The 13,166-nt window shown below is 45.9% G+C and carries 11 protein-coding genes; 7 read left to right on the top strand and 4 right to left on the bottom strand.

The window, feature by feature from the left end; all coding sequences use genetic code 11:
* Positions 1–90 precede the first annotated feature (90 nt).
* Positions 91–2,487: an aerobic respiration two-component sensor histidine kinase ArcB gene (arcB, locus tag ACRRSX_RS17760; protein ID WP_432451885.1), complete on the bottom strand. Its 2,397-nt coding sequence runs from the start codon at positions 2,485–2,487 to the stop codon at positions 91–93.
* A gap of 179 nt (positions 2,488–2,666) precedes the next feature.
* Between arcB and folE2 the strand changes: the two genes are divergently transcribed.
* Positions 2,667–3,593 carry a GTP cyclohydrolase FolE2 gene (gene folE2 / locus ACRRSX_RS17765; protein ID WP_432451884.1) on the top strand — a complete coding sequence of 309 codons (927 nt, stop codon included), beginning with the start codon at positions 2,667–2,669 and terminating at the stop codon, positions 3,591–3,593.
* A 21-nt stretch (positions 3,594–3,614) separates the two neighbouring features.
* Here the strand turns inward: folE2 and ACRRSX_RS17770 are convergent, their stop codons facing one another.
* Together ACRRSX_RS17770 and ACRRSX_RS17775 are read right to left on the bottom strand one after the other, a co-directional pair.
* Complete coding sequence (locus ACRRSX_RS17770) at positions 3,615–5,408, bottom strand: sensor domain-containing diguanylate cyclase (protein WP_432451883.1); 1,794 nt, start codon at positions 5,406–5,408, stop codon at positions 3,615–3,617.
* A gap of 93 nt (positions 5,409–5,501) precedes the next feature.
* The gene (locus ACRRSX_RS17775) at positions 5,502–6,422 is read right to left on the bottom strand and encodes a TIGR01212 family radical SAM protein (RefSeq protein ID WP_432451882.1); all 921 of its coding nucleotides are present in this window, start codon (positions 6,420–6,422) and stop codon (positions 5,502–5,504) included.
* A gap of 172 nt (positions 6,423–6,594) precedes the next feature.
* Here ACRRSX_RS17775 and ACRRSX_RS17780 point away from each other — a divergent pair, with 172 nt between their 5' ends.
* Positions 6,595–6,978: a DUF2750 domain-containing protein gene (locus tag ACRRSX_RS17780; protein ID WP_432451881.1), complete on the top strand. Its 384-nt coding sequence runs from the start codon at positions 6,595–6,597 to the stop codon at positions 6,976–6,978.
* Between the two features lie 172 nt (positions 6,979–7,150).
* Entirely contained in the window at positions 7,151–8,434 is a 1,284-nt protein-coding gene (gene tyrS / locus ACRRSX_RS17785) for a tyrosine--tRNA ligase (protein ID WP_432451880.1), read from the top strand.
* Between the two features lie 82 nt (positions 8,435–8,516).
* Here tyrS and ACRRSX_RS17790 read toward each other — a convergent pair whose 3' ends face one another.
* Positions 8,517–9,794, bottom strand: coding sequence for an NAD(P)/FAD-dependent oxidoreductase (locus tag ACRRSX_RS17790; RefSeq protein ID WP_432451879.1), 1,278 nt, complete (start codon positions 9,792–9,794; stop codon positions 8,517–8,519).
* Positions 9,795–10,200: 406 nt separating this feature from the next.
* Between ACRRSX_RS17790 and ACRRSX_RS17795 the strand changes: the two genes are divergently transcribed.
* From ACRRSX_RS17795 to ACRRSX_RS17810, 4 genes are all read left to right on the top strand, one after another.
* A complete protein-coding gene (locus ACRRSX_RS17795) occupies positions 10,201–10,629 on the top strand; it encodes a GNAT family N-acetyltransferase (protein WP_432451878.1) in 429 nt (142 codons plus the stop codon).
* Positions 10,630–10,692: 63 nt separating this feature from the next.
* Positions 10,693–11,391 carry a 5'-methylthioadenosine/S-adenosylhomocysteine nucleosidase gene (gene mtnN / locus ACRRSX_RS17800; protein WP_432451877.1) on the top strand — a complete coding sequence of 233 codons (699 nt, stop codon included), beginning with the start codon at positions 10,693–10,695 and terminating at the stop codon, positions 11,389–11,391.
* On the top strand, positions 11,391–12,338 hold the full coding sequence (locus ACRRSX_RS17805) for a cobalamin biosynthesis protein CobD/CbiB (protein ID WP_432451876.1): 948 nt from the start codon (positions 11,391–11,393) through the stop codon (positions 12,336–12,338). The genes mtnN and ACRRSX_RS17805 overlap by 1 nt, the downstream gene beginning before the upstream one ends.
* Complete coding sequence (locus tag ACRRSX_RS17810; RefSeq protein ID WP_432451875.1) at positions 12,325–13,164, top strand: cobalamin-binding protein; 840 nt, start codon at positions 12,325–12,327, stop codon at positions 13,162–13,164. Before ACRRSX_RS17805 ends, ACRRSX_RS17810 begins: the two co-directional genes overlap by 14 nt.
* The last annotated feature ends 2 nt before the right edge of the window (positions 13,165–13,166 follow it).

The following is a 13,166-nucleotide window of genomic DNA, read 5'->3' on the forward strand; positions in this document are numbered from 1 at the left end:
TAAGCTGGGCTAGAGAGGCTGCCGCTGGAGCGACCAATATCATATCGACTCAATCACGATGAAACGAATATTGAATATGGGCGGATCATTTTAGTCTTGGTCAAGCGGTAGCGGTAAGTTGAGACTATCCTTAGATTCGGTGGTTTCCGCCGAGCTAAAATCTTCGATAGCCTTATCTAACAACTTCAGATCCTCTGGGTAATCATGGCTCAACTGATGGATCCAATCGTCAACATTATCCCACCAAGCTGGCAGTTCGGGAGATTGAATTTTGTTGGCCAAACGCTGGATGCGAGCCAAACCAATAGAGCCCGCGGCACCTTTGATCTTATGAGCCTCGGAAGCAATTCCCTGCTGGTCTTTCGCAAACAAATTACTTTCAAGTACTTGCATATAATCGGGCATCACTTGCCTGAATAAAGTAACACTATCGGTAAGCACCTGACTGCCAATGCTACTACAAAACTGTTCAATCAGTTCCAAGTCTAATACCGGTTGAGAACTGCGACTAAGGGCCTGACTAGGATTTAGTTGAGTCTCGGAGGGCTCATCATGTGGGCCAATAGCAAATACATTATTCAAACAATGAACCACCGCATTGCGGTTGATCGGTTTATGGATTACATCCATCATGCCAGCTTTAGCAAACTCTTGTTTGCTATTGACCACATTCGCGGTCAACGCCACCATCGGCGGAAGTTGTTCTTTGGCGTAGTCTTGTTGTAAGCGTTCAGCAATATCGAAACCGCTCATATCAGGGAGCTGAATATCCAACAATATTAAATCAAACGAGTCGGGATCAAAGCTCGCTAAGGCTTGCTTACCATTCATTGCCACCGCCACATGGTGGCCAAGTTTTTCTAACAAAGCTTTCGCGATGGTGACATTTAACTCAACATCTTCGACTAATAAAATGTCTAAAGGGGGATGGTCTATTTGCTCCGCTTCATCGGGGATAGAGTCCAACTGAACCTTGAGACTGACCGTAAAACACGAGCCTTCCCCCTGCTTGCTCGTGACCTTAATATCTCCGCCCATAGCCCGAACCAGTTGACGAGACACCGACAAACCAATACCACTACCGGTGGCAGATTTTCGGCCTTCCACTTGGTAATACATGGCAAAGATTTGTTCTAACTGATTTTGTGGAATGCCCGGCCCGGTATCGGTAATACTGATATCGAGTTGTACTTGCTGCTCGGCCAAAGGCTGTGCCTTAATCATCAACCCGACAGCTCCCTTTTCGGTAAACTTCACCGCATTTTGGGTCAGATTCCATAATACCTGACGCAACCGGGTCGGATCGCCAACAATACTGCTCGGGATCGGGCCTATTTGTTCAAATTTAAAACTTAAGCCTTTATTCTGCAACTGCATTTCGGTCAAGGTTTCGATGTCATTCACCAAGGCCTTAAAATCCATAGGTTCCATCGACACCGCAAAACGACGCCGATCGAGCTTATCTAAATCAATAATGTCGTTAAAAATATTACCCAGCGTGGTGGCACTTAATAAAATCGTATTCACATGCTTACGCTGCGCATCATTCAGTGCGGTATCCAGTAATATCTGGCTCAGACCAACGACCCCATTGAGTGGCGTGCGCAACTCATGGCTTAGCGTAGAAATAAACTGAGTTTTATCGCGGTTAGCCTTTTCTATATTCGCCTGATGGCGCATTCGTTCGGTAATATCTCGACCAAAACCCAATAGGCCTAAACGATTACCATTACGACCATAGAAAGGGACTTTGCGTAATTCAAAGAAAGCTTTTCGGCCATCGGGATATTCCAACCATTGCTCGTAGGTCAGCGGCTCATCGTTATCAAACACCTGGTGATCGGTTTCAACAATTTTATCGGCAATATCCTCTGGATAAACATCATAAGGGGTCAAACCTATTAATTTTTTTTCTGTTCGGCCAACCAACCGCTCTAAGGCAAGGTTGCATCCAGAAAACTGTCCTTGTTCATTGCGGTAATAAACCAAGTCAGGGGAACTATCAATAAAGCTACGCAGCAAGGCCGAATGTTCTTCTAACTCCTGTTGAGCCAGTTGACGTTGTTTCACCTCTTGTTCCAAATTAACAATCGCTTGACGACGAGCCGCCTCGGCTTTCTCACGTTCGTCGATTTCTTTATTTAGCTGGCTAATGTTGGCTTTTAACTTATTGGTAAGTTGTAAATCACGTGAACGCATTTTCTCTAGCTTACGAATAACCTTGCTTAAACGCTGTCGAGAATCTTCAATTTGTTCCACCACCACCGACATGAAAAACACCGCCCAAGGCGTGATAATTAAACCAAAAAATACCGAGCGGATCAGATCCACCGCCGAAACTTTACCGGTAAGGGCAAAGGTAACGCTCATCTGAATCGCTAAAGCCACCATGATAATCGCTGCCGCAAGGCTAATACTAAACTTAACCACGCCCAAACGAGACAATAAATGCACATAATAGGTGGCTAATTTTTTTAGTGGCGTCATTAACAATGCTTCCTTATCTTCACTATTCGCTTACATTTTTGGGTAGCCAAGCTAAATACCCTACGATAAAGATGGTTAATATTAAACAGGGTTCTGTGGTATAACAGCCCATCTTTTTTTAACTAAAGCCATCGAACAAGGCTTTATTAACACATAATCGTCCGTGGAGTACCAAGTGCATGTCTACTGCAATGCCTGATATCGCTAATTCAAGCCAAGCCCAAACAGAAGGTCAACTGGATTGGGTTGGCATGAGCCAAATAGAAATGCCGATCATGGTGGCATTTGAGGATCAGGCCCCCAGTCGAGTGAGCGCCCACATCGAAGCCTTTGTCAGCTTAGATGATCCAAAGGCCAAAGGCATTCATATGTCTCGCTTATACCTGCTCCTTGATCAACTCTCAAATCAGCAGGTATTAGATTATGCAGGTTTAACTAGTTTACTGGATCAGTTTATTGCCAGTCATCAAGATTTAAGCGAACACGCACAAGTAAGCTTTAACTTCGACTATCACCTACGTCGCCGTTCTTTAGTTTCAGGTAAAACTGGTTGGAAGGCCTATCCTCTGCAGATTAAAGCCACCCGTCTGAAACAGCTCACCGAGATCGAACTCAGCGTTGAAGTCCCTTACTCTTCGACTTGCCCTTGCTCAGCTGCTTTATCACGGCAACTCATTCAGCAAGCCTTCGCCGAGCGCTTCGATTCAGAATCTGTTGATAAAGCCGACGTTCAGCGTTGGTTGGGCACCACCGATGGAATAGTCGCAACCCCGCATAGCCAACGCAGCATTGCCCAAATTAAAGTGAAACTAAGCACTCAAGCTCAAGACTTACCATTAATTAGCTTAATTGATGAAGTCGAAAATACTTTACAAACCCCGGTGCAAGCAGCCGTAAAACGCGAAGACGAACAAGAATTTGCTCGCCTTAACGGACAAAACCTAATGTTTTGTGAAGATGCCGCTCGCCGTTTACAACACCGCCTCAATCAACGCCAAGACTTCTGTGATTTTTGGGTGAGAGTGAACCACTTAGAAAGTTTACATGCTCACGATGCGGTGAGCATTGTGACCAAAGGCATCAAGCAGGGTTACTCTGGACAATAACAACATCGCATAGAGCCATCCCTAAACACTATCACTGGCGGCGCAAAAACGCGCCTTGCCTTGGTGTTTCGCGCGATACAATTGCAAATCGGCAATTCGAACTAATTCGCCATAATCCATCCCCTGCTCGGGGACAATACAAGCTAAGCCAAGACTCACCGAAATAATTGGTTTCACTCCTGAATACTCATGAGGTATTTGTGCTTCATCGAGATATTCAAGTACATTATTTGCGATAATTTTAGCCCCATCCAAGCTGGTGTTTGGTAATAAAATAGCGAACTCTTCTCCGCCATAACGCGCGACTAAATCAGAACCACGCTTCACCGAACGACTAATTATTTTCGCCACTTGACGTAGCGCATCGTCCCCCAGCTGGTGACCATAGTTATCGTTATATTGCTTAAAACAATCAATATCTAACAACAGCAGGCTGAGTTCAATTCCCTCGCGACGATGGGTGACCCATAACTGCTGCAATTTTTCATCAAAACTACGACGGTTGGCCACCTGGGTTAAGCTATCAATAAAACTCAATTCTTGAAGCTGCATAATTGCATCAGCCAGCTGTTGTTCGGTGGTTTTTCGCTCCGTCACATCACGGGTGATAAAAATAATCCCCTTTTCACCGCTCTCATCATCGAGATAAGGTCCTTTGATCACTTCATACCAGATCTGATGACCATCATCGAGATAAACCAATTCTTCATAACGGAGCGGTTTACCGGTTTCTAAAATTTGTCGATTTTGCTGTTGATGCTGCTCTAATTGTTCTTCACTTAAAACTTCGGTGAGATGCTTGCCATGCAAATCGTCACTGGTGTAACCAAACATCTTGGCAAAGGGTTCATTCCCGCCAATAAAGTTGCCTTTATCATCGATAAACCCAAGTGGGTCTGGCGTTGAATGAAATACCGTACGGATCAGATTGTTTTGTCGCCCGAGCTTTTTCTCGGAACTAATTCGATTTTGGTTTTCTTGTTCCAGCTTACGGTTCAACTCATGCCACTTGGTCACATCATAAGAAACATTCAGTACTCCAGTGACTTCATCATGCTGATTCTTAAGTGGGTAAACATTATTTTGTAATAAAATTTGTCGGCTATCTGGCGCGCTAAACCACTCGGTGTACTGGCATGGTTCTCCCGCGAGCACCTGTTGATCATGTAATTGGCTACGCCCTAACTCGTAGTGCGTCAGAAAATCACTTAAACGCTTGCCTGTTAATTCAGAGGGTTTTAGGCCGTGGAACCCTGCCCAAGCCTGATTACAGCCCAGTAGACGTTCATTAGCATCTTTAAAATAAATAAACTCTGGAATGGAATGAAGTACGTCTGCAAACAACTTCTGTTCTTGCTCTATTCGATTTAGATAGGCAAAGCCTTGCGCATTCTCATAAGCATTAATAAACCATAGCTCTCGACAACCGTGCACACTTAAACTGGCGTAAAGTAATAATACCTTGGCTTGTGGTGGAGACTCGAGCTGCCAGTGCACCCCTTCCATCTTCTGTGAAGCCGTATAAGGTTGAAGCAAGTCAATCAATTGCGTGAGATGCCGAGACTCAGAGAAAACCCAAGCTTTACTGTTATTCGTCAGCTGTAGCAACTCACAAAAGCGGGGATTAGCAAACACAACTTCTTTGGTGTTCGCATCTAACATCAGTTGTGCCGCGGGAGACTTGACCATCGCAGCCTGCTGGATAAGGATCCGTCGACGTGCCAAGCCCCAGAGAATAATCACCGTAATTAACAATGCGCTTAGCGCCGCGATAGTGAATTGCATCCAAATCGCCGGATAAAAAGTCTCTTGCATCAATCGTCCATTTTTCTGCAGCTGAAGACTACTTTACCTGATAATGCAAAATATGGAACTATTCTATTATGAAACAAGTAATTACGTCACACACTAAGTAACTTTAGTGGCTAAGGCTGTTCCTTGGGCGCCTTGTTCAGCCAGTGCTTTCGCAATATCGGTGAGTGCCCACCATTTATTCTGGCACCACTCTGGCGCTAATAATATGGGAGGCCGTGAATGCGCACTCACCCGATGAAACACCACATGTGGCGGCGTATGCTGGATCAGCTTTACCGCTGCGCTCACGTATTCAGCTTGGCTCATGGTGCTTAAACGACCCGCTCGCCAAGCCTTAGCCATGGTACTGCCTTCCACCACGTGTAAGGGATGTAGCTTAATACCTGCAATATCCAAAGCCAATACAGCCTCAAGCGATTGCATATAATGCGTTAGCGTTTCTTCTGGCAAACCTAAAATTAAATGCGCGCAAACCTTAATTTTGTGTCGCTGAGCCCGCGCCACCGTTTGTTCAAAAGCCGCAAAATCATGCCCTCGATTAATTCGCTTCAAGGTTTCATCGTGGGCGGTTTGTACTCCTAACTCCAGCCACACTTCTTTACCTTGCTGCTGAAATTCGGCCAACATTTCTAATACCGCATCTGGCACACAATCTGGGCGAGTACCAATGCACAAGCCCACCACCGATGGGTCATTTAAAGCCTGCTGATACATCGAACGTAAATACTCAATCTCAGCATAGGTGCTAGTATAGGCCTGAAAATAGGCGAGATAAGCGATATTTTTATGTTTCATTTCAGCTTTACGCGCAGTCAGCTGCTCAGCAATTGATAAACGTTTTTGTTCGGGTTTCACAAAGGAGTCCACGTTACAAAAAGTACAGCCGCCAACGCCAATACTACCGTCGCGATTAGGACAGGTAAAATCACCATCCACACTAAGTTTGCGGACTTTTCCAGCAAACTGCTGCTTTAAGTGACGCCCGAGCGTATTTACATATAAATCTAATTGCACAACAACTACTTACCTACGTTGACCAAAACCAGCTTAAAATCACGGAAGCCAGTCTAGCGATAAGCGCCGAGCACTGCATCGGCATAGATCAATCCAACGACAGATCTAAAGGCTATTTTGATCAAACAGAGCTGTTATACTGTGCGCCGCAATTTATCACCTAGGAATCAATATGAGTAGCAGCGACAATGCCGCCATAGAGCAATACAACCGTCTCACCAGCAAACAACGTTACCAGTCGTTTGTAGAGCAGGCTCGCCAAGCGCAACAACTATGGACTTTAAGTGATGAGCAGGGTTGCTTAATCATCGAAACCGGCGAAGAAAAAGTCCTGTTACTATGGAGCGAACCTGCATTTGCGGAACACTGGGCCAGTAAAGATCATTCCAGCTTTCAATCGCTTGCAATTTCGCTCGACGATTTTATCGAGAAATGGGCGCCCGGTATGAGCCAAGATGGCTTCGACATTGCCGTTGCTCCCAGCTTTGCTGGAGAAGGGACCATTGTCGCGCCTCTCGATCTCGCCGAAGAACTCTCAAGCGGCAAAATAAAATAAGCGCAAAATCAGGCGAAACGAGCCAAGCACCAGGCAATTCATCCCAAGTTCAGCTTAAATAGGCCAGTTAGCGGAATTAAGCTGTTTTTTTAGCGCTAGCTTAAGTGTAGAATCTTCGGCTCGAAATTTGTTCACCGCCCCCGTGGGCACAGCAATAGATACAGGTTAAATTATGACAACAACGGTTAATCCATTAATAGAAGATCTTAAGGCGCGTGGTTTAGTCGCCCAATGTACTGCCGACGAAGAACTGGCCGAACACCTTTCTAGTGGAGCCCGCACCCTGTATTGTGGCTTTGACCCCACCGCCGACAGCCTACACATTGGTAGCCTGGTGCCACTATTGATGTTGAAGCGTTTTCAACTGGCAGGCCATAAACCTTTAGCCCTAGTGGGTGGGGCAACTGGTTTAATTGGCGATCCAAGCTTTAAAGCGGCCGAACGTAAACTCAACAGTGATGAAGTGGTGACTGGTTGGGTTGCTAAGCTACAAAAACAAGTCAGCCAATTTATTGAATTTGGCGAGCAAGACAATGCGGCGAAAGTGATTAACAACCTCGATTGGACTGGCAACGTCAACGTGATTGATTTCATGCGCGGTGTGGGTAAACACTTCAGCGTAAATGCAATGATCAAGAAAGAGTCGGTGAAGCAGCGTATCGACCGCGATGAATCGGGCATTTCTTTCACCGAGTTTAGCTATATGTTGCTGCAATCTTTCGATTTTGCCGAGTTGAGCGACAAAGAAAATACCACCCTGCAAATTGGTGGCTCCGATCAGTGGGGGAATATTACTGGTGGTATCGATCTGGCGCGCCGTATGTATGGCAATAAAGTCTATGGTTTAACCATGCCGCTCGTCACCAAAGCCGATGGCACTAAATTTGGTAAAACTGAGACTGGCACAATTTGGCTCGATCCTAAACGTACCTCTCCTTACGCATTCTACCAGTTTTGGATTAACAGCGCCGATGCCGATGTTTACCAATTCCTTCGTTACTTCACCTTCTTAAGTGTTGCAGAGATTGCTGCCATTGAAGAGCGTGATAAAAGTGCTCAGGGCCGACCTGAAGCGCAAGCCATCTTAGCTCGTGAAGTCACCCGCTTAGTACATGGTGAAGAAGGTTTAGCCTCTTCAGAGCGGATCACCCAAGCGCTATTTTCTGGTGACTTAAGCTCGCTCAGCGAATCAGACTTAGAGCAGCTGGCCCAAGATGGCTTACCCTGTCGTCAAATTGAGCAAACACAAGCCAGCTTGGTTGAGCTATTAACCGCCACCGAACTGGCAAAATCGAACAAGATGGCGCGTGAATTCATTGGCAATGGTGCGGTTGCCATTAATGGCGAGAAAGTCACTGACCCAATGGCAGAGCTGAGTGCAAACGGCGCATTGTTTGGCAAATACACCTTAATTAAGCGCGGTAAAAAGCTGTTCAGCTTGGTGATTTGGGCTTAAACAATAGAACTCAACAATAAAGGTGCCGCAAAATACAGCACCTTTATTGTTGGTCAATCCTCGAAGATCAGCGTGCTATAAACTACTCATCTTCTAAACGCTCGATGCCAAGCTTTTTCATCACAAACTTCTCGTAAAATGTCTCGCTGGTTCCAGCTCTCATCTTATGCATAAAGTATTTTTCAAAACCAACCTTGGCTAAGTGCACCCATTTGCCTTGAGCAAACCAAGTGACATTACGCGGAGGGATCTGTGGCATCGCCACAAATGCGATCCCACCATCCCCGGTATCGGCCAAACAAACCGCATTCCAGCTGCCTTTTGCTGTGGCTGGTTGCTGAGTTAAATCGGCATGAATATTTTCTGCAATCGCGGTCATCATCGACTCAATCATATAACCGGTTTTTGGTGTGCCTAGTGGCACTGGGGTAACTTCAACAGGCGGGATCGCTACACAAACACCAGCCGAAAAAATATTTGGATAATGGGGAGAGCGCTGAAACTCATCAATCTTAACGAAACCTTTTTCATTACACAGTTCTGGTACCTGAGCCACCACCTCAACTCCTTTAAAAGGAGGGATCAACATCGCATGTACAAATGCTAAATCATGGATGTCTCTCAGCTCTCCTTGGTGATCACATTCAACCACTCGCATGCTCCCTTCACTCACCCGCTCAACTTTGGCATTAACCACCCATTTTATGTGCCGATTACGCAGCTGACTTTCCAACATCGATTTAGAGTCAGCGACCCCACCCAGCCCCAAATGACCAATATAAGGCTCTGGAGTCACAAAGGTCATCGGGACTTTATGCCTGATTTTCGCATCCCGCAGCGCCTTATCTAAAATCAGTGCATACTCATAGGCAGGACCAAAACAACTCGCGCCTTGAAAAGCCCCCACGACCACTGGACCGGGGTTTTCGATGAGCTTTTGCACATCTTGATAGCATTCGATCGAGTGCCCTAAGGTACAAACCGACTGAGTAAAACCGCCCACAGGCCCTGCACCTTCAATCAGCTCAAAAGCTAATTTGGGCCCAGTTGCGATCACCAGATAGTCATATTGCAAGTCATCAGCCCCTTCTATCTCCAGCCGATTATGTGCAGCATCTAGTAAAGTCGCTCGCCCCACCACCAAGTCAATCTGTTTATTAGTCAAAGGTTTAAGTAAATCAATACAGATCTGTTCTGGCTTTCGCCATCCCACCGCCACCCATGGATTAGAAGGAACAAAATGAAATGCGGGGTACTCATTTACCACCGTGATCTGATGTGATTTACCCAATCTATTTCTAAGATCGTAAGCCCCCGCTAAACCACCCAATCCGGCACCCAATACCACAATATGCGACATCTAACGAACTCCTGCTATAACAAGCTGAGAATTTAAATTAGTAAAGACTAATTTAGAAAACCCTACAATACGACTATTGTCTATAGCGATACAGAAATGTGACCCACGCCGTTTTACATTATTTCGCAGCTCTCTAGCTGTAATGCAGAGCCAGAAAGCTTGATAGATAATACTAAGCCTTCAATAAACAAGGATAATATAGCGAAGTTAATGATGAGACGAATACCGAGTTCGCCACTTATTTCTCGGGACAATTACACTTGCAACAAACTTCTGGCAACAAAATCCCTGTAACAGACTTAAAAAAGTCATAAATCTTACCTAAGCTGCTTGCAGTCTGCCGCAGAAGGCGGTAACTATTGACTGATAAAAATAATAGTGAATTTTAACGAACATAAGGAAAACTATGCATATTCGTCCCATTCGTGAAGAAGATGCCAGCGCAGTGGCCAAATTGGCTGAACAACTTGGCTACCACCCAACGGCACAAACTGTATTACCGAACATTCATGCCATTTTGGAAAACCCTGCCCATCAATCTTTTGTTTACCTCAATGAACAAGAGCAAGTGATTGGCTGGGTACATGTTTATGTAGCCTTACGTTTAGGCTCACTTCCTTTTGCCGAAATTAGTGGCATGGCTGTCGACTTGAACTACCAAAAACAAGGCATTGGCCGCCACTTAGTGAAACAATGCCGCCATTGGGCAAACAGTCGCGGGGTAGGTGAAATTCGGGTCCGTTGCGATACCACTCGTGAACAGGCCAACCAATTTTATCAACATATCGGCTTTAAACATCGCAAATCACAACACGTGTTTGTGCGCGATCTATAGCTGTCTATCCCATCGGCTTATGATAAAATCTGGCGGATTTCTTCTTTAACTACAGAGACACTTATGACAACGGCAATTATTGGTGCAATGGAACAAGAAGTGGTAGCACTTCGCGAACTAATCAACAACTGTGAGACCTACAGCTTTGCAGGTTGTGAGTTCTATAGTGGAGAGATTAATCAGCATCCCGTTGTGGTCACTCGCTCTGGTATTGGTAAAGTTGCCGCAGCGATCGCCACCACCGTATTATTGCAGCGCTACCAGCCCAGCCAAGTGATTAATACTGGTTCTGCTGGCGGCTTCGATCCCAAGCTAAAAGTGGGTGATGTAGTCATTTCTGAGGAGCTGCGTTACCACGATGTTGACCTCACCGCATTTAACTACGAAATGGGTCAACTACCAGCCAACCCCGCCGCCTATAAGGCCGATAGCAAGTTAATTGAGCTTGCCGAGCAGGCCGCTCAACAACTATCGGGGCATCAAATCGTCCGAGGTTTAATTTGTACTGGTGATATTTTCATGGCCGACCCAGAGCGAGTAGCAAAAGCCCGCGCTGACTTCCCCAATATGATGGCGGTGGAAATGGAAGGAGCGGCAATCGCTCAGGTTTGCCATTTAGCCAAAGTGCCCTTTGTTGTGATCCGTGCTTTATCGGATATTGCTGGTAAAGAATCACCCGCGTCTTTTGATGAATTTTTAGAAACCGCAGCCAAGCACTCTACCGCCCTTGTGCTAGCGATGTTGCAACAGCTGCAACGCTAATGGATGAAAGCTCTTGGCTTTGGTTCAGCCTTAGCATCCCTTTACTCGGCATTGCCTTAGAGCGACTGATCAGCGGCCAGCTGTTCAAGCAACCCTTGTTGGTTGTTGGTCGCTTAGCCGAGCTGTTAGCGCAAAAAGTCAATCGGAGCAGTAATGGAACCAGACAACAGCGTCTAGCTGGCAGCATGGCCTTGTTTACCCTAGTGCTACCTTTAGCCATAGGCTTAGTTCTGTTTAATCAACTGAATCCCTTAACAATGCTGGTTGACCCCTTGTTATTACTGTGTTTATTGCAATGGCAACAACCAATGCACAGCTATCACAAAATCACTTTGCTGATCAATAGGCAGCAGCATCAGCAAGCCCGCAGCTTACTTCGCCCTTGGGTACTGCGCGATTGTGAAGAGCTTTCGGCAGTGGGGGTAGCCAAAGCCAGCGCCGAGATGCTGCTTCTCCGCTTAGCTAGCAATTGGTTTGGGGTGATTTTTTGGTTTATGGTCGGCGGTATCGTTCCAGCCTTAAGCTATCGCTTAGTCTGCGAGTTACATCAAACTTGGAACCCCAAGCTAGTGCAATATCGACAATTTGGTCGCACTGCGAGCATTCTTTATCAAACCTTTAGCTGGCTCCCCTTCCGCATACTCAGTTTAATTTTTTGCTGCTATGGTCATTACGGACGCAACTTCACAGCAGGTAAGCAAGGATTTCGCTGGCCCTACAGCAGCAGCGGTCAATTGCTCGGCGTCGCCGCGTCTAGTCTACAAAGTGAGCTTGGAGGGCCTCGCCTTTATCAACAAAAAAAAGTTGAACAAGCTAGATTTGGCCCTAGTAAACATTATCCCAAAGCCGCTGAATTAGACCGACTAGCCTTAAAACTGAATATGAGTGCTTTGTTATTTTTATTGTTACTCAGCCCAATCTATGTGGCGCGTATTGTCTACTTATAGAGGAATTTGGCTGCTCATTGCAGGACTTTGCTTCAGTTTTAACAGCGTCGCGGTAAGCAAACCACAACGTATTATATCCTTAGCCCCTCACTTGACCGAACTGGTGTATTCCTTAGGTGCTGGCAATCGTCTGATTGCCACCGTAGATTACGCCGACTACCCTAAGGCGGCGAAATCTCTACCGCGAATAGGTAACTACCAATACATTAGTTTAGAGAGCATTTTGGCCTTGCAGCCCGATTTAGTGTTGGTATGGCAACAGGGGAATCAAAAAGGTCTCGCTCAGAAATTAGCGGCACTCAATATTGCTGTCTACGTATCGGCTCCCAAAACACTGCTGCAACTACCACAAGAAATATTACAATTGGGGCGAGCCCTTGGAGAGCCGCAGCAAGGTCTGCGACTCAGTCAACAAAGCCAACAAATTCTGAAGCAACTTCAACAACGCTACCAAACTCGGCCCAAGGTCAGTGTCTTTTATCAACTATGGCACAATCCACTACGCAGTATTTCAGCCAAGAGTTGGATTAACGATGGGATCCGCCTATGCGGCGGTGAGAATATTATGGCCGAAGCGCCAGCACCTTATCCCTTATTATCTGAAGAGTTGGTATTGGCCGCCAATCCACAGGCAATCATTGTGGCTCAGTGGGCATTCAATCACTTCTGGAATAAATGGCCGCAACTACAAGCAGTACAGCAGCAAACCATCTATCATTTAGATCCCGATAAAGCACATCGGCTAACACTACGCACTCTCGAAAGCTTAACTGAGCTATGTGATGTTCTAGAAAAAACTCGAAAAAAAAACCACTCAGATAACTGAGT

Source organism: Agarivorans sp. QJM3NY_30 (genome assembly GCF_050870855.2).
Classification (GTDB): domain Bacteria; phylum Pseudomonadota; class Gammaproteobacteria; order Enterobacterales; family Celerinatantimonadaceae; genus Agarivorans.